Consider the following 16,404-nt stretch of genomic DNA (forward strand, 5'->3'; position numbering starts at 1 on the left):
TTAGCCGAGCTTTTCCAGCTGATCCTGCAGATCGAGCCATTCCGCTTCCAGCTGCGCCAGGTCCTTGGTAAAGAAGGTCTGGTCGGCCAGCAGTTGCTTCAATTTCGCCTTGTTGGCGGCGTCATAGATGGTCGGCTCGCCCAGCTTGGCGTCGGTTTCCGCCTTTTGCGCATTGCGCTTGGCGATCTGCTCTTCCTGGCGCTTGATCTTGTTTTCGATCGGCTTGCGCAGGGCGGCCGTTTTCTGGCGCTCTTCCGCTTCCTTGCGTTTGTCGCGCACGGGCGCGGCAGGTGCGGCGGCCGCTACCGGCGACACGACGGGGAAGTCGGTCTTGTTGGCCTTGCCGGCGGCCGGCAGCACGTCCGTGCCTTTGCCCAGCTTGGTCTTGAACAGCCAATCCTTGTAGTCGTCCAGGTCGCCGTCGAACGGCTGCAGCTTGCCGTCGGCAACGATGATGAATTCGTCTGTGGTGGCGCGCAGCAAGTGGCGATCATGGGACACGACGACCAGGGTGCCTTCGAACTGGGCCAGCGCTTCCGTCAGCGCTTCGCGCGTTTCCAGATCCAGGTGATTGGTCGGTTCATCGAGCAGCAGCAGGTTCGGACGCTGCCAGACGATCAGGGCCAGCGCCAGACGGGCTTTTTCGCCGCCCGAGAACGGTGCGATCGAGGCGGTCACCATGTTGCCGGGGAAGTTGAAGCCGCCCAGGAAGTTGCGCAGTTCTTGCTCGCGCACGGTCGGGGCGATCTTCGACAGATGCCACAGCGGCGATTCGTCGTGGCGCAGCATTTCCACCTGGTGCTGGGCGAAGTAGCCGATGTTGAGGCCCTTGCCCATGGTGGCGTCGCCCGTCAACGGCATCAGTTCGCCGGCGATGGTCTTGATCAGGGTCGATTTGCCGGCGCCGTTCTGGCCCAGCAAGCCGATACGCTGGCCGATCTGCAGCGAAAACTTGATGCCGTTGACGATGGTTTTATGCGTGATTTCGCCCGTCGCTTCGTTCTCGATCTTGTAGCCCGCATCGACGTCTTCCATCACCAGCAGCGGGTTCGGTGCGCTCAGCGGCTCGCGGAATTCGAACGAGAATTCGGCGGCGGCGCGCAATGGCGCCAGCTCTTCCATCTTCGCCAGCGCCTTCATGCGGCTTTGCGCCTGGCGGGCCTTCGACGCTTGCGCCTTGAAGCGGTTGACGAACGACTCCAGATGGGCGCGCTTGCGCTGCTGCTTTTCCAGCGCACCGGCGGCCAGGATCATCTGCGCCGCGCGTTGGCGCTCGAAGCTCGAGTAGTTGCCCGAGTAGCGCTTCAGCTTGCGTTCGTCGATATGCACGACGACGTTGACCACTTCGTCGAGGAAGTCGCGGTCATGGGAAATGATCAGCAAGGTGCCGGCGTAGCGCTTGAGCCAGTCTTCCAGCCAGATGATGGCGTCCAGATCCAGGTGATTGGTCGGTTCATCGAGCAGCAGCAGGTCGGATGGGCACATCAGCGCTTGCGCCAGGTTCAAACGCATGCGCCAGCCGCCGGAGAAACTCGCCACCGGCTGCTGCATCTGGTCCAGGGTGAAGCCCAGGCCCAGCAGCAATTGCTCGCCGCGCGACTGCACGGTATACGCGTCGGCATCGGCCAGCGCGCTGTAGATTTCGCCGATGGCGATGCCGTTTTCCGACGTGGCCGGTTCCGATTCCAGGCGCGTCAGTTCCGCTTCCAGTTTGCGCAGGGTGATGTCGCCATCGATCGCGTAGTCGAGCGCGGCACGGTCCAGCGGCGGCGTTTCCTGCGCCACGTAAGCCACGCGCCATTTCGCCGGGAAATCGATCTCGCCCTGGTCAGGGTGCAATTCGCCGCGCATCATGGCGAACAGGCTCGATTTGCCCGCGCCATTGGCGCCGATCAGGCCGATCTTGTCGCCCGGATTGAGGGTGACGTCGACTTGTTCGAGCAACGGTTTGATGCCGCGCATCAGGCTTACTTGTAGGAAACGTATCATTTTTTTTCTTTGTAAAGGCTGGGGGTTAACCCTCGCCGTAAAATTCAGGTAGGTCGGATTAGCCCGAAGGGCGTCATCCGACCTGCCAAGTCGATCAAGCCAGCTTGAGCTGCTCGGCCGTCAGCAGGAACACCATGTCGTCGCCGGCGCTCGTCGTCAGCCAGGTCAGGCCCAGCTCGCCGAAGGCCGCTTCCGCGTATGCACGCTCGTTGCCGATTTCAATCATCAGGATGCCGTCGTCCGTCAGGCGCTCGGCCGCGCCGGCGATGATCTTGCGCACCAGGTCCATGCCGTCGCTGCCGCCGTCGAGGGCGATTTGCGGTTCGGCCAGGTATTCCTGGGGCAGGGCGCCCATCGACGCCGAATTCACGTATGGTGGGTTGCTGATGATCAAATCATATTTCTTGGCCGGCACGTTCGCGTACAGGTCCGATTCGATCAGGGTGACGCGATCCTGCAGTTTGTACGTGTCGACGTTGCGCTTGGCCACGGCCAGCGCGTCGGCGGAAATGTCCACGGCATCGACGGCGGCGTTCGGGAAGGCGTCGGCCATCATGATCGACAGGCAGCCCGAGCCGGTGCACAGTTCCAGGATGTTTTCCACCGCTTCCGGTTCCGCCACCCATGGCGAGAAGTATTCAGGAATCAGCTCGGCGATGAAGGAGCGGGGCACGATCACGCGCTCGTCGACGTAGAAGTTATACGTACCCAGCCAGCCTTCCTTGGTGATGTAGGCGGCTGGCACGCGGTCGATGCTGCGGCGGTCGATGACGCTCATCACGCTGGCCACTTCCGACGGCAGCAGCTTGGCGTCGAGGAAGGGGTCGAGCTTGTCGAGCGGCAACTTCAACGTGTGCAGGATCAGATAGGCCGCTTCGTCGAACGCTTCGGCGCTGCCGTGGCCGAAAAACAGCTTGGCGGTATTGAAACGGGTAACGGCGTAGCGCAGCAGGTCGCGTGGCGTGGAAAACGGGTTCGGGGTCATGGCATTCTCGAAAAGACGGTGTTCTGGCCCGCCGTGACGGGCCTCGGTATTCTGGTTCAGACGGGCAGCAAATGCTCCAGCGTGCGCCGGTAAATATTCTTCAGGGGATCGATGTGGCGCAGTTCGATGTGCTCGTCGATCTTGTGAATACTGGCATTGGGCGGCCCGAATTCTATCACTTGGGGGCAGATTTGCGCGATAAACCGGCCATCCGAGGTGCCGCCCGTGGTCGACAGCTCCGTCGTGAGGCCCGTTTCTTCCAGGATGGCAGACGACAGCGCGTCGCTCAAGGTGCCGCGCGGCGTGAGGAAGGGCAGGCCGCTCAGGGTCCACTGCAGATCGTATTGCAAGTCATGCTTGTCGAGGATGGCGTGGACTCGTTCCTGCAGGTTTTCCGCCGTGCTGGCCGTGGAAAAACGGAAGTTAAAGTCGATCACCATGTCGCCCGGAATCACGTTGTTGGCGCCCGTGCCCGCGTTGATGTTCGACATTTGCCACGACGTCGGCAGGTAATACTCGTTGCCGGCATCCCATTTTTCCTCGACCAAATCGGCCAGCGCCTGCGCCGCCTCGTGGATCGGGTTTTTCGCCAGGTGCGGGTAGGCGATATGGCCTTGCACGCCCTTGATCGTCAAACGGCCCGACAGCGAACCGCGGCGGCCGTTCTTGATCATGTCGCCCAGCTGCGCGCTCGACGTCGGCTCGCCTACCAGGCAATAGTCGATCTGCTCGCCCCGTTCTTTCAATTTGTCGCAGACGATGACGGTGCCGTCCGTGGCCGGGCCTTCTTCGTCGCTGGTGATCAGAAAGGCGATCGAACCAGTATGGTCGGGCGTGGCGGCGATGAATTCCTCGCAAGCGACCACCATGGCGGCGATCGACGTCTTCATGTCGGCCGCGCCACGGCCGTACAGCTTGCCGTCGCGGTGGGTGGGAATGAAGGGCAGCGAGCGCCATTGCTCGACGGGACCGGTCGGCACCACGTCCGTATGGCCGGCAAAGACGAACACGGGCGACGTCGTGCCGCGGCGTGCCCACAGATTGGTGACGTCGTTCGACTGTATCGTCTCGCAGACAAAGCCCAGCGGCGTGAGGATATCGATCAGGTGCTGCTGGCAGCCCTTGTCGTCGGGCGTGACCGAGGACAGGGCGATCAGTTTTTCGGTCAGGGCGAGGGTTTTGGAGGTGGTCATGGGTAAGGTCGTGCCGGCAACATCGTTCCGGTGGTCAACTAGGGGGTTACAACGAGAAAATGGTCTTGTACTGCGCATCCGAAAACGCCACGCTGAACTGGCCATCCTTGTCCAGCACGGGGCGCTTGATGATGGACGGGTTTTCCAGCATCAGGTCCAGCGCGCTGGCGGGGTCAACGATGGACGCCTTGCGCTCGTCGGACAGGGCGCGCCAGGTCGTGCCTTTTTTGTTGACCAGCACATCCCACGGCAATTGCGCTAGCCAGGCCTCGACCGTGGCGCGTTCCAGGCCCTGCTTCTTGAAGTCGTGGAAGGTGAAATCGAGTTGCTGCGCGGCCAGCCAGGTGCGGGCCTTTTTGACGGTATCGCAGTTGGGGATACCGTAGAGTGTAATGGTCGTCATGGGTAGGGCTAAGGGGAATGAATGCGGTTCGCTTGATCGCGGCGCTTGCGCCAGGGAAAAATGCGATGGTAGCCGCCATTATACAGTCGATGCGCAGTCGATGCGGCAGTGCAACACAGCCCGGTGATTTCCCCTACACAGGCCGTGGTGGCGCCTTGCCCGACTCCGCCGGACCGAAATGCAGGCCAAGTCGCAAGGCCAGGGCGCGCAGGGCGCCGCTTTCCTGCAGGTGCAGGGCAAGCGCGATGTGGCCGTCGGGGCGCACGAGGTAGGCCGCGTCGCGGCCCAGTCCCGCCAGCTTGGCGGCCACGTTATAGGTGTAGCAATGCACGGGCAGTTTCAGCACGCGCGCTTCGTCCAGCAATTCGGGCGCCGCTTCGCCATAGATGTGCAATTGCCAATCCATGCTGCGCAGGGCGATAAAATTGTCTTGCGTGCCGTCGGAAAACCACGGCAGGCGATCACCGCCGCGCAGGTATTCCGCATGGCCGGCGGACAGGGTGCTGTCTTCGTAGCTGATCTGGATTTGCGACACTGTTTTGAACAGCAGACGGCGCGCCCGCGCGAAGCCCGAGAGGAAGGGCAGCGCATGCGGCACCAGCCAGCGTCGCAGGAATTGCCCGGCCATGCCCTGCGCGACGATGGCCTTGAAGGCGCGATCGGTGGTGTCGACGAGCTTGCGGGCAAACACGATGCGCTCGCTTTCATAGGTGTCGAGCAGGGCGTCGTTGCTCTGGCCCCGCAGCTTTTGCGCCAGTTTCCACGCCAGGTTGACGGCGTCGCCCAGGCCCGTGTTCATGCCCTGGCCGCCCACGGGGCTGTGCAAATGGGCCGCGTCGCCGAGGATGAAGCAACGCCGTTCGCGGAATTGCCCGGCCACCCGGTGATGCACTTTATACGTGGAAAACCAGTTCACGTGTTCGACTTCGATGCCCAGCAAGGTTTGCACCGATTCCCGCACATCGTCGAAGACGGGCGCGGGCGCGCCGTCGGGGCGGTCGGGCAGGATGCCGATCAGGCGCTGCATGCCGCTGGTGCGCACGGGCAGCATCAAGGCAAACGAGTTCGCGCCCAGGTGGGCGTGCAAATCCGTGTTCTTGCCTGCCACTTGCGCGTCGGCCACGTAATACAGGTGGTCGTAGGTGCCGCCAGAGAACTCGAAACCGGCGATCTCGCGCACCTTGCTGCGGGCGCCGTCGCAGCCGCAAATGTAGTTAAACGTGCAATATTGGCGTTCGCCGCCCTTGAGCAGGATGGCTTGCACTTCGCTATCGTCCTGCGTCCACAGGTCCAGCGCGACATTCCATTCCACGTGCACGCCGGCCGCCGCCAGCTTGCTGATCAGAAAACGTTCATGCTCGTCCTGGGGCAGGCTCAGCACGAAAGGGTAGGGACTCAGGCCTTCGCCGATTTCGCCCAGCGCCAGTTTCACCAGCTCCTCGCCACCTTCGTGGATGTGCATGGCATTGATCTTGATGCCCAGGCTGACCAGTTCATCGGCAAAGCCCAGCTGCTGGTAAAACTCCAGCGTGCGCGCATGCACGGCCATGGCCCGCGACGCCTGGCCCGGACCGCTGTTTTTGTCGATGATGCGGCAATCGACGCCATGGCGCGCCAGGCGCAAGGCCAGCATGAGGCCGGTAGGACCGGCGCCGACGATCAGGACGGGAGGAGTATTCATGCCATCCAGTATAGGACAGGATGGGCGATGGCTGCGCGACGATTGAAGTTGCTAGCTGGAAATGAAAATGTCCCGCCGAAGCGGGACATTCAGGGGACTGCGTGCGCTTTGCAGCGACTAATTAAATACCGCGCAGCAGTTCGTTGATGCCCGTTTTCGCGCGGGTTTTTGCATCCACGCGCTTGACGATCACGGCGCAGTACAGCGAGTACTTGCCGTCTTCCGAAGGCAGGTTGCCCGAAACCACGACGGAACCGGCTGGCACGCGGCCGTAGGTGACTTCGCCCGTGGCGCGGTCGTAGATCTTGGTCGATTGGCCGATGTACACGCCCATCGAGATGACCGAGTTTTCTTCGACGATGACGCCTTCGACGATTTCCGAACGGGCGCCGATGAAGCAGTTGTCTTCGATGATGGTCGGGTTCGCTTGCATTGGTTCCAGCACGCCGCCGATGCCGACGCCGCCGGACAGGTGGACGTTCTTGCCGATCTGCGCGCAGGAGCCGACAGTGGCCCAGGTGTCGACCATGGCGCCTTCATCGACGTAGGCGCCGATGTTGACGTAGGACGGCATCAGCACGACGTTTTTGGCGATGAAGCTGCCGCGGCGGGCGACGGCTGGCGGCACCACGCGGAAGCCGCCCTTGGCGAAGTCTTCCTTGGTGTAATTGGCGAACTTGGTCGGGACCTTGTCGTAGAACTGCATCGTGCCGTCGGACGGCAGGACGACGTTGTCTTCCAGGCGGAACGACAGCAGCACGGCTTTCTTGACCCACTGGTTGACAACCCAGTCGCCCGTGGTTTTTTCGGCCACGCGGATGCTGCCGTTATCCAGGCCATTGATGACGTGGGAGACGGCGTCGCGCAGTTCGGCCGTGCCGTTGCCTGGATTGATCTCGGCGCGGTTTTCCCAGGCCTGGTCGATGATGGTTTGCAGTTGTTGGCTCATGATGATGTCTTGTTTATCTAGTTGGTTGATGCGGATGCGGAAAGCTGCTGGCAGAATTTTACTATGCGCAACGCGGCTTCCAGCCCTTCGGCCGTTTCGGCCACGAGGGCCATGCGGATGCGGTTGCGGCCCGGATTGATGCCGTGCGCGTCGCGCGCCAGGTAACTGCCAGGCAATACCGTCACATTATATTCGGCGTACAGGCGTTGCGCGAATTCGGTGTCGGATAGTCCCGTGCGGCTGACGTCGGCCCACAGGTAGAAGCCGGCGTCCGGCAATTGCACGTCCATCACCGATTGCAGCAGCGGCGTGATGGCGTCGAACTTGGCGCGGTACTTGGCGCGATTTTCCTCGACATGGGTTTCGTCGTTCCAGGCCGCGACGGAGGCCGCCTGCACGGCAGGGCTCATGGCGCCGCCGTGGTAGGTTCGGTAAAGCAGGAATTTTTTCAGGACTTCCGCGTCGCCGGCCACAAAGCCCGAGCGCATGCCCGGCACGTTCGAGCGCTTCGACAGGCTGGAAAACACGACCAGGCGCGCATACGGGCGCTCGATGGTGGACAGGCCCAGCATGTGCGCCGCCTGCAGCGCGCCCAGCGGCGGCGTGTCGCCGTGGTAAATCTCGGAATAGCACTCGTCGGCGGCGATGACGAAGTCGTAGCGCTCGGACAGGGCGAACAGGTGTTCCCAGTCCGTCAGGGTGAGCACGGCGCCCGTCGGGTTGCCTGGCGAGCACAGGAACAGCAGCTTGACCTTTTCCCACACGGACGCAGGCACGCTGTCGTAGTCGCAGCCGAAATTGCGCGCCGGGTCGGAATTGACGAAATACGGTTCCGCGCCGGCCAGGTAGGCCGCGCCTTCATAGATCTGGTAAAACGGATTCGGGCTGATCACCAGCGAACCGGCCGACGGATCGATCACCGTTTGCGCCAGCGCAAACAGTGCTTCGCGTGAACCATTCACGGGCAGGATTTGCGTGGCAGGATTGAGCTTGGGGATGCCGTAGCGGCGTTCGAGCCAGCCGGCAATAGCGGTGCGCAAGGCTTCTGAACCGATGGTGGTCGGATAGCTGGCCAGGCCATGGATATTGTCGGTCAATGCCTGCTCGATGAAGGCTGGCGTCGGGTGCTTGGGTTCGCCCATGCCCAGGCTGATGGGCGCATATTCGGGGTTGACCGTTACGCCGGCAAACAGCTGGCGCAGCTTTTCAAAAGGATATGGTTGCAGTTTGGCAAGAAGTGGATTCACGGAGCGGACCAGGGCAAGAGTGGGGTGATAGTGTCGCGTATGGATTGCCAGGCATGGCGCAATGACGCCGGTCAAGCAATCAGCTTAGCCTTTTATTATAGCCGTCCTCGCGCATGGCCTGTGCAAGTGGGCTGTTGTTGGCCGGCACGGCATGCCGTTCCCGGGCCTGGCAAGGTAAAATACGCTATGTCTACCTTACTTCCCACCTTACTTGCTATTGAAACGTCGTCCGAACTCGCCTCCTGCGCCTTGCTGCGCGGCGATGTCGTCCTGTCCCGCGCCTCGTCGGGCGTGCGCACCCATTCCCAGTCCATCTTGCCGATGGTGCAGGAATTGCTGGCCGAGGCTGGCGTGACCCTGGCGGACGTCGATGCCATCGCCTACGGCTCCGGCCCCGGCTCGTTTACGGGCGTGCGCACGGCTTGCGGCATCGCGCAAGGCCTGGCCTACGGCGCCAATCTTCCCGTCGTGCCCGTCGTGACGCTTGATGCCATGGCCCTCGCGTGCCACCAGCAGCATGGCGCGCAACGCATCGTCACTGTGCTCGACGCCCGCATGGGCGAAGTGTACTGGGCGCAATATGATTACCAGGATGGCTTGCAGGCCGTGCTGCCGCCGGCCCTGAGCGCGCCGGCCGGCGTCGCGCCGCAAGGCGACGTTACTGGCTGCGGCAACGGTTTTGCGGCCTATGCCGACGCCCTGGCCGCGCTGCCATGCGCCGCCAGCGCGGACGCGGCCATCATGCCGCATGCCGTGCAAGTGGCGCAGCTGGCGCGCATCGCCTTTGCGGCCGGTCAGTTCGTGACGGCGGCCGAGGCGCAGCCTTTGTACTTGCGCAACAAGATCGCCTACACGAGCGCGGAACGCCTCGACATGCAGGCCGCCAAGGCCGCTGCGGAGTCGGCACAATGAGTGTAGGGGGCCAGGACAAGGACAGCGCTGCAGCTTGGGACTTGCTGCGCCTCGACTATCAGCCGATGGTTGAAGCGGACCTGTTTGAGGTGCTGGCGCTGGAACAGCGCGTGTATCCGCATCCGTGGACGCATGGCAACTTTGTCGACTCCCTCAAGAGCGGCTACCCTGCCTGGGTGCTGCGCGACGTGGATGGCACCTTGCTTGGCTACTTTTTGCTGATGCTGGTTGTCGATGAAGCGCACTTGCTGAACGTGGCCGTCGAGGGCGCCATCCAGGGACAGGGGCTGGGCCGTTTCCTGCTGAACCAGTCCTGCGCCTGCGCGCGCCAGCTGGGCATGGAATCGATGCTGCTGGAAGTGCGCCCGTCGAACGTGCGCGCGCTCGATATTTACCAGCGTTATGGATTTGAACAGATAGGCCGGCGCAAGGGATATTATCCTGCCGCCAATTCGCAACGTGAGGACGCCATCGTGATGCGTTATACCTTATGAGCCGCAGCGCCGTTTTCCTCGATGAAATGGGCGTCGGCCCCCTGTGGCGCCTGCGCCAGGGTGTTGCACCCGAAGCTGTTGACGCCGTCGCCGAGGCTGCCGTGGAGATGGAAGTCGCCGTGGCGCCACCCGTGGCTGAAGCCTTTGACGCCGTGACCACAGAGGTCGCTGAGGTGGTCACCGAGGCGGTCGCCGCAGTCGTCGTCGAGATGGCTGCCGAGGCGAAGGTCGAGGTGAAGGCCGAAGCGCCCGTCGCCGTTGCCGCTGCGCCAGTCCCCGCCGCCGAGCCTGACGACACGGCCTGGTTCGACGATGCGCCGCCACCGCCGCCCGCCAAACAGCTGAGCGACGCAGACATTGCCGCCCTCGACTGGGATGGCTTGACGGCGGTCGTCGCCAAGTGCGCGCGCTGCGACTTGTGCAAGACGCGCAAGGGCGTCGTCATGGGTCGCGGCGACCGCCAGGGCGATTGGCTGATGCTGGCCAGCAGCCCCGCGCGCGCGGAAGAACGGGAAGGGCGCGCCTTGCCGGGCGAACAGGGAAAATTGCTCGACAATATGCTGAAAGCCATCGAGGTTGACGCGGGCAGCGATGTGTACATCACGCACTTGCTGAAATGCCGTCCGCTCGACGAGGCCGGGCAGGAACGTCTGCCGACAGAGGCCGAGTCCGCCGCCTGCCGCCCGTACTTCGACCGCGAACTGGCTCTGCTGCAACCGCGCACCATCGTCACCCTCGGTTCCATGGCCGCCGCCGGCATCAATCCCGGCGAAAAACCCGTGCGCGGCAAGGTGCGCCAGCTGGGCAATGCGTCCGTCGTGGCCACCTTTCATCCGGAAATGTTGCTGCAGGACGAGACGGGCAAGGCCAAGGCCCGTGCCTGGGCCGACCTGTGCCTGGCGAAAAGCACGCACGGTGGTTGACACGGCCGTCGGCAGCTTCCAGGCCTGTTTCGAGCGCCGCTGGGGCCATCTGACGCACCCCCGCGTGCGTGCGCTGGCCTGGCTGCTCGACTCGCCCGACTTGCTGGATCCGTCCAGTCCCCACTGGGGCGGGCGCATCGCCAGCCTCGTGCCCGTGACGCCTGCCGTGGCGGCGTGGCTGGGCGCGCTGCAGGATGATCCGTCGCCGCTCGATGCGGCGCTGGGGCCGAAATTCTATTCCCGCCTGGGCCTGTACGCTGAAAAGCTGCTGGCCTTTTATTTTGAGCAGCATGGACTGCTGCAAGCGCATGGCTTGCAAGTGCAGGTCAACCGCAACGACACGGTGGGTGAGTTCGATTTCCTGCTGCGTGACGGGAGTGAGCTGCTGCACTGGGAATTCGCCACCAAGTTCTACCTGCTCGAAGGCGCGCCCGATCCTGGCGTGTTCAATCACTTGATCGGTCCGAACCTGGCCGATACCCTGGGCTTGAAGATGCGCAAGATTCTCGACAAGCAACTGGCCTTGTCCCGCCATCCGGCCGCGCGAACCCTGCTGGCGCACCCCGTGCGCGCGGCGCAGGCGCTCGTCAAGGGCTGGTTGTTCTATGCGCCAGGCGCCACGCCCGCCATGGACGGTATTTCCCAGGAACATGGACACGGCTTCTGGTGCACGCCAACGCAATTGCCGCAGCAGCGTTACGTCGTGCTGCCCCGCTTGCAATGGCTGGCACCGTTCAAGGGGCGCGACGTGGAAGTGCTGGACGTCGATGCCTTGCGCGCGCAATTGTTTGATCTGGCGCAACCGGTGCTGGTGGCAGCGGTGGACAATGTCGAAGGCTGGGAAGTGGAGCGCACGCGCGGTTTTGTCGTGCCCCATGACTGGACGGAGCAAGCCGCCGCGCGGCGGATAACAGGCTCTCTACCTGCGTAGGTCGCGTAGTCGGATTAGCGCATAGCGCGTAATCCGACACCACCCTAATTAATGTTTCTGCTCGCCGATCAAGGAAAGATTGTCATGCTCAGCCTGGTTCAGCTTGTGCTTGCGCATGATCATGTACATGGTGCCGGCAACGAACAGGCCGAACAGGGTGATGATGATGTTCAGCGGCAGGTGCAAGCGGATCATGATCGAATACACTGCCAGCATGGTCAGAATCGACAGGTTCTCATTGAAGTTCTGCACGGCGATGGAATGGCCTGCGCTCATCAGCACGTGGCCGCGGTGTTGCAGCAGGGCATTCATTGGCACGACGAAGAAGCCGGACAGGGCGCCGATCAGTATCAGCAGCGGGTAGGCGATCCACACGGAATGTACTTGCGTCATCATCATGACGATCACGCCCATGGCGATACCGAGCGGAATGACGGTCAGCGATTTGCGCAGCGGAATGAAGCGGGCCGACAGCACGGCGCCGGCGGCCACGCCGATGGCCACCACGCCCACCAGGCTGGTTGCCTTGTCGAACGGCATGTTCAGCGATTGTTTGGCCCATTCCAGCACGATCAGCTGCAAGGTGGCGCCAGCGCCCCAAAACAGGGTTGTCACGGCCAGGGTGATCTGGCCCAGCTTGTCTTTCCACAGGATGGAATAGCAATTGGCAAAATCGGTAATCAGTTTGATAGGATTGCGTTCCTGGTGCGGATACACGCAGCCCGTATCTGGAATCTTCAGGTTGGCCAGCGTCGCCAGCGCATAAATGCCCACTACCACGCACAAGGCCGCTTCCGTCTTGCTGGTGATGCCCGTATCGATCAGGGGAATGTCGATGGACAGCAGCATATCGGACACGTGGCCGCTGACGAGCGCGCCACCCATGACGGTGCCGAGGATGATGGAGGTGACGGTCAAGCCTTCGATCCAGCCATTCGCCGCCACCAGCTTTTCCGGCGGCAGCAGTTCCGTCAGGATGCCGTACTTGGCGGGCGAGTACACGGCCGCGCCAAAACCGACGACGGCGTAGGCCAGTAGTGGATGCACATGGAAAAAGACGAGGGCGCAGCCGAAGATCTTGACCATGTTGGCGATGAACATGACCTTGCCTTTCGGCAATGCATCCGCGAAGGCGCCGACAAAAGCGGCCAACAGCACGTAAAACAGCACGAACGACAGTTTAAGCAGCGGCGTGATCCACGCCGGGGATTTCATGGACACCAATAAATCGACGGCGACAAAAAAGAGGGCGTTATCTGCCAGCGAGGAAAAGAACTGCGCCGCCATGATGGTATAAAAACCACGATTCATTCTGGATTGCCTGAAATCATATCTGGCTTGCTTTATACCACGAAAAAACGGCAAACCCCAAGTTTGGGAGGGGCTGCTTTGCATCCGCTTGCCTAAGGTCGGCTTAATTTTTCTGCCGTAGAAAAATACACATACATGTGAGCATTTTGTAAATGATGTCCGATGCGCACGACCTGCGGTGCCTGCCATGTCCTCGTACGGCCCATCCGGTAAAATACGGCTTTCCCACTTGCCGTGTGTCACGCTTATGCCCAGGCCCCTCATCGCCACCATCCATCTCGATGCCATGCAACACAATCTGGCGCGCGCCCGTGCCGGCGCCCGCAGCGCCAACGTGTGGGCCGTCGTCAAGGCGAATGCCTACGGCCACGGCCTGGAGCGGGCCATGCGGGGCTTTGCCGAGGCCGATGGCCTGGCGCTGGTCGAGGTCGATTATGCCGTGCGCTTGCGCGAGCTGGGCTGGACCAAGCCCATCTTGTTGTTGGAAGGTTTTTTCGACGCCAGCGATTTGCCCGTCATGGCGCAATATGGCTTGAACGGCAGCGTGCATTGCGAAGAGCAGATCGACATGCTGGCAGCGGCGCGCTTGCCGCACGCCATCGACGTGCACCTGAAGATGAACACGGGCATGAACCGCCTGGGTTTCACGCCGCAAGCCGTGGCGAGTGCCTATGCGCGCTTGCGCGCCATGCCGCACGTCGGCACGATCACCCTGATGACGCATTTCGCCAATGCGGACGAGGCGGCGCCCACGCGTTTGCCCCTGGAACAGCAGATGCTGCGTTTTGAGGCGGGCGCGGCGAGCATTGGTGCTGCCTTGCCGCGCAGCCTGTGCAATTCTGCCGGCGTGCTGATGCACCAGCTCGACAGCGATTGGGTGCGCCCCGGCATCATGCTGTATGGCGGCACGCCCAGCGGCGCTCCCGGCGGGACGTCCGCGCAAGCGTTCGGCTTGCTGCCTACCATGACCTTGCGCAGCAGCATCATCGGCATCCAGGACATCGCCGCCGGCGAAGTGGTGGGCTACGGCAGCCGCTACGAAGCGGCCGGCAATATCAAGGTGGGCGTAGTTGCCTGCGGCTATGCGGACGGTTATCCGCGCCACGCGCCCGAAGGCACGCCCGTGCTCGTCGACGGCGTGCGCACAGGCCTCATCGGCAGGGTGTCGATGGACATGCTGATGGTCGATCTGACGCACGTGCCGGGCGCAAAAGTCGGCAGTGCCGTCACCCTGTGGGGCCAGGGCATGCCGATCGACGAGGTGGCCCTGGCCGCCGGCACCATCGGCTATGAGCTGATGTGCGCACTGGCGCCCCGCGTTCCGGTGATCGAGGCGTGACCTTGCAGCCTTGTTTGTATATACTGTATATATAAACAGCAGTTTCACCTTACCCGGGCAAAGTACACCATGGCAAAAGTCAAGACCATCTACACCTGCAGCGATTGCGGCGCCATCAGTAATAAATGGATGGGGCAATGCACCTCGTGCAACCAGTGGAACACCATGGTGGAAACCCTGCCCGAGACGGGCGGCAACAACCGCTATTCGAATCCGCAGCACATGTCGCTGGCGCAGACGGCGCCCGTGCTGTCGCTCGACGATATCGACGCCATCGACGTGCCCCGCTTCGGCACGGGCATCGAGGAATTCGACCGCGTGCTGGGCGGCGGCATGGTGGCCGGCGGCGTCGTGCTGATCGGCGGCGACCCCGGCATCGGCAAGTCGACCCTGCTGCTGCAGGCGCTGGCGAACATGTCGCACCACAAGCGCGTGCTGTACGTCAGTGGCGAGGAATCGGGCGCGCAGATCGCCCTGCGCGCCAAGCGCCTCGTCATCGACGCCAAGGAACTCAAATTACAGGCCGAGATCCAGCTGGAAAAGATCCTGTCCACCTTGAACGACCTGAAACCGGAAGTGGTGGTCATCGACTCGATCCAGACCGTGTATTCGGACGCGCTCAGCTCGGCGCCCGGTTCCGTGGCGCAAGTGCGCGAGTGCGCGGCCCAGCTCACGCGCGCGGCCAAGCAGACGGGCGTGACTATCATTCTGGTGGGCCATGTGACGAAAGAGGGCGCGCTGGCCGGTCCCCGCGTGCTCGAGCACATCGTCGATACGGTGCTGTATTTCGAGGGCGACGCCCATTCCAGCTTCCGCCTCGTGCGCGCCATCAAGAACCGTTTTGGCGCCGTCAACGAGCTGGGCGTGTTCGCCATGACGGAAAAGGGCTTGAAAGGGGTGTCGAACCCGTCGGCCCTGTTCCTGTCGCAGCACGACAACCAGGTGCCCGGTTCCTGCGTGATGGTGACGCAGGAAGGCACGCGCCCCTTGCTGGTGGAAATCCAGGCCCTCGTCGATACGAGCCACTTGCCCAATGCGCGCCGGCTGTCCGTCGGCCTGGAACAAAACCGTCTGGCCATGCTGCTGGCCGTGGCGCACCGCCATGCGGGCATCGCGGCCTTCGACCAGGATGTATTCATCAACGCGGTGGGCGGCGTGAAGATCACGGAACCGGCGGCCGACCTGGCCGTGTTGCTGGCGATTAACTCGTCGATGCGCAACAAGCCCTTGCCGCGGGGATTGGTCGTGTTTGGCGAAGTGGGGCTGGCGGGCGAAATCCGTCCCGCGCCACGGGGCCAGGAGCGCTTGCGCGAAGCGGCCAAGCTGGGCTTTACCCTGGCCGTGGTGCCCAAGTCCAATTTGCCGAAACAGGTTATCGAGGGCCTCAAGGTCATCGGCGTCGAACGCATCGATGAAGCGTTCAATAAGCTCCGTGACCTGGAGTAATAGTTGGTATGGTTTAAATGCCAAGCTTGAGACAAGTCAAACAAAATTTCCATTTGGAACTATAATATTTGTCCGATGAGTTCGCATGGCGAATTCGTATCGACAATGCATAGAGAGAAGCGGAATACAGTGTCAGTAGAGCAAAGGCAGGGCGCACGCAAGATATTGCGTGCCAAGGCAATGTTGGTAATGGATGGTGCGGGCCCAGTGGCGGCACGTACCCTTGATGTAGGGCCGGGCGGCATGGCGGCCGTCATCGCTGAGCCGGTGCCGACAGGCAAGCAGGGCAAGGTGCTGTTCGAGCTGTTTTACGATGGCGCGGCGCACATCATCGAGGCGCGCGTGTCCGTCTCGCACTGCATTTTCAGCAGTGCCGGTTTCAAGGTGGGACTCACTTTCCTGCAACTGGACATGGCTGTCAGTAGCGCCATTTCGAAATTCATGCGCTGAGGCATGCCCGCGATAAGCGGCAAGTGAAACGCGCTAGAATGGTGCATATAGGTTTGCAGTCAGGAAAAACTTGTTCTGTTCGCTGTTTTGATATTCCGGTAATACTGCATAATTATCAACCAGAAGAGGGACGCCGCCGCGCCACGCGCGC

At 62.3% G+C, this 16,404-nt stretch carries 15 protein-coding genes; 7 read left to right on the forward strand and 8 right to left on the reverse strand.

Features of this window, described 5'->3' with window-relative positions; all coding sequences use genetic code 11:
• The 7 genes from ASN89_RS25855 to dapC all read right to left on the reverse strand — a co-directional run bounded on the left by ASN89_RS25855 (position 1) and on the right by dapC (position 8,447).
• Positions 1-1,989, reverse strand: coding sequence for an ATP-binding cassette domain-containing protein (locus ASN89_RS25855; protein WP_046683911.1), 1,989 nt, complete (start codon positions 1,987-1,989; stop codon positions 1-3).
• A gap of 94 nt (positions 1,990-2,083) precedes the next feature.
• Complete coding sequence (prmB, locus tag ASN89_RS25860; protein WP_058051251.1) at positions 2,084-2,974, reverse strand: 50S ribosomal protein L3 N(5)-glutamine methyltransferase; 891 nt, start codon at positions 2,972-2,974, stop codon at positions 2,084-2,086.
• 56 nt (positions 2,975-3,030) lie between these two features.
• Complete coding sequence (dapE, locus tag ASN89_RS25865) at positions 3,031-4,167, reverse strand: succinyl-diaminopimelate desuccinylase (RefSeq protein WP_058051252.1); 1,137 nt, start codon at positions 4,165-4,167, stop codon at positions 3,031-3,033.
• A gap of 46 nt (positions 4,168-4,213) precedes the next feature.
• Positions 4,214-4,570: an ArsC family reductase gene (locus ASN89_RS25870; protein WP_046683914.1), complete on the reverse strand. Its 357-nt coding sequence runs from the start codon at positions 4,568-4,570 to the stop codon at positions 4,214-4,216.
• 133 nt (positions 4,571-4,703) lie between these two features.
• Complete coding sequence (locus tag ASN89_RS25875; protein WP_058051253.1) at positions 4,704-6,251, reverse strand: FAD-dependent oxidoreductase; 1,548 nt, start codon at positions 6,249-6,251, stop codon at positions 4,704-4,706.
• 121 nt (positions 6,252-6,372) lie between these two features.
• Positions 6,373-7,200, reverse strand: a complete 828-nt coding sequence (gene dapD, locus ASN89_RS25880; protein ID WP_046683916.1) for a 2,3,4,5-tetrahydropyridine-2,6-dicarboxylate N-succinyltransferase — start codon at positions 7,198-7,200, stop codon at positions 6,373-6,375.
• A 17-nt stretch (positions 7,201-7,217) separates the two neighbouring features.
• Positions 7,218-8,447, reverse strand: a complete 1,230-nt coding sequence (dapC, locus tag ASN89_RS25885; RefSeq protein WP_046684580.1) for a succinyldiaminopimelate transaminase — start codon at positions 8,445-8,447, stop codon at positions 7,218-7,220.
• A gap of 186 nt (positions 8,448-8,633) precedes the next feature.
• On the opposite strand from dapC, the gene tsaB reads away from it, so the two are divergent.
• Genes tsaB through ASN89_RS25905 form a run of 4 tightly spaced genes read left to right on the forward strand, consistent with a single transcriptional unit; the run spans position 8,634 to position 11,707 of the window.
• Positions 8,634-9,359, forward strand: coding sequence for a tRNA (adenosine(37)-N6)-threonylcarbamoyltransferase complex dimerization subunit type 1 TsaB (gene tsaB / locus ASN89_RS25890; protein WP_058051254.1), 726 nt, complete (start codon positions 8,634-8,636; stop codon positions 9,357-9,359).
• Positions 9,356-9,853, forward strand: coding sequence for a ribosomal protein S18-alanine N-acetyltransferase (rimI, locus tag ASN89_RS25895; protein ID WP_058051255.1), 498 nt, complete (start codon positions 9,356-9,358; stop codon positions 9,851-9,853). The genes tsaB and rimI overlap by 4 nt, the downstream gene beginning before the upstream one ends.
• On the forward strand, positions 9,850-10,776 hold the full coding sequence (locus ASN89_RS25900) for a uracil-DNA glycosylase (RefSeq protein ID WP_058051256.1): 927 nt from the start codon (positions 9,850-9,852) through the stop codon (positions 10,774-10,776). Before rimI ends, ASN89_RS25900 begins: the two co-directional genes overlap by 4 nt.
• On the forward strand, positions 10,769-11,707 hold the full coding sequence (locus tag ASN89_RS25905) for a DUF1853 family protein (RefSeq protein WP_058051257.1): 939 nt from the start codon (positions 10,769-10,771) through the stop codon (positions 11,705-11,707). Before ASN89_RS25900 ends, ASN89_RS25905 begins: the two co-directional genes overlap by 8 nt.
• 48 nt (positions 11,708-11,755) lie before the next feature.
• Here ASN89_RS25905 and lplT read toward each other — a convergent pair whose 3' ends face one another.
• A complete protein-coding gene (gene lplT, locus ASN89_RS25910; RefSeq protein WP_046683921.1) occupies positions 11,756-13,018 on the reverse strand; it encodes a lysophospholipid transporter LplT in 1,263 nt (420 codons plus the stop codon).
• 247 nt (positions 13,019-13,265) lie between these two features.
• On the opposite strand from lplT, the gene alr reads away from it, so the two are divergent.
• The 3 genes from alr (at position 13,266) to ASN89_RS25925 (ending at position 16,253) form a co-directional block, all read left to right on the forward strand.
• Complete coding sequence (alr, locus tag ASN89_RS25915) at positions 13,266-14,357, forward strand: alanine racemase (RefSeq protein ID WP_058051258.1); 1,092 nt, start codon at positions 13,266-13,268, stop codon at positions 14,355-14,357.
• Between the two features lie 69 nt (positions 14,358-14,426).
• Positions 14,427-15,803: a DNA repair protein RadA gene (gene radA / locus ASN89_RS25920; RefSeq protein WP_046683923.1), complete on the forward strand. Its 1,377-nt coding sequence runs from the start codon at positions 14,427-14,429 to the stop codon at positions 15,801-15,803.
• A 105-nt stretch (positions 15,804-15,908) separates the two neighbouring features.
• On the forward strand, positions 15,909-16,253 hold the full coding sequence (locus ASN89_RS25925; protein ID WP_268766408.1) for a PilZ domain-containing protein: 345 nt from the start codon (positions 15,909-15,911) through the stop codon (positions 16,251-16,253).
• The last annotated feature ends 151 nt before the right edge of the window (positions 16,254-16,404 follow it).

This window comes from Janthinobacterium sp. Ant5-2-1, assembly GCF_001445815.1.
Lineage (GTDB): Bacteria > Pseudomonadota > Gammaproteobacteria > Burkholderiales > Burkholderiaceae_D > Janthinobacterium > Janthinobacterium lividum_E.

Excerpts from the sequence above, each read along its gene's own strand:
- dapE (WP_058051252.1), bottom strand. The coding sequence starts at position 4,167 with ATGACCACCTCCAAAACCCTCGCCCTGACCGAAAAACTGATCGCCCTG.
- radA (WP_046683923.1), top strand. The coding sequence starts at position 14,427 with ATGGCAAAAGTCAAGACCATCTACACCTGCAGCGATTGCGGCGCCATC.
- prmB (WP_058051251.1), bottom strand. The coding sequence starts at position 2,974 with ATGACCCCGAACCCGTTTTCCACGCCACGCGACCTGCTGCGCTACGCC.
- ASN89_RS25925 (WP_268766408.1), top strand. The coding sequence starts at position 15,909 with ATGCATAGAGAGAAGCGGAATACAGTGTCAGTAGAGCAAAGGCAGGGC.
- rimI (WP_058051255.1), top strand. The coding sequence starts at position 9,356 with ATGAGTGTAGGGGGCCAGGACAAGGACAGCGCTGCAGCTTGGGACTTG.
- alr (WP_058051258.1), top strand. The coding sequence starts at position 13,266 with ATGCCCAGGCCCCTCATCGCCACCATCCATCTCGATGCCATGCAACAC.
- ASN89_RS25875 (WP_058051253.1), bottom strand. The coding sequence starts at position 6,251 with ATGAATACTCCTCCCGTCCTGATCGTCGGCGCCGGTCCTACCGGCCTC.
- lplT (WP_046683921.1), bottom strand. The coding sequence starts at position 13,018 with ATGAATCGTGGTTTTTATACCATCATGGCGGCGCAGTTCTTTTCCTCG.
- tsaB (WP_058051254.1), top strand. The coding sequence starts at position 8,634 with ATGTCTACCTTACTTCCCACCTTACTTGCTATTGAAACGTCGTCCGAA.
- dapD (WP_046683916.1), bottom strand. The coding sequence starts at position 7,200 with ATGAGCCAACAACTGCAAACCATCATCGACCAGGCCTGGGAAAACCGC.
- ASN89_RS25900 (WP_058051256.1), top strand. The coding sequence starts at position 9,850 with ATGAGCCGCAGCGCCGTTTTCCTCGATGAAATGGGCGTCGGCCCCCTG.
- ASN89_RS25870 (WP_046683914.1), bottom strand. The coding sequence starts at position 4,570 with ATGACGACCATTACACTCTACGGTATCCCCAACTGCGATACCGTCAAA.
- ASN89_RS25855 (WP_046683911.1), bottom strand. The coding sequence starts at position 1,989 with ATGATACGTTTCCTACAAGTAAGCCTGATGCGCGGCATCAAACCGTTG.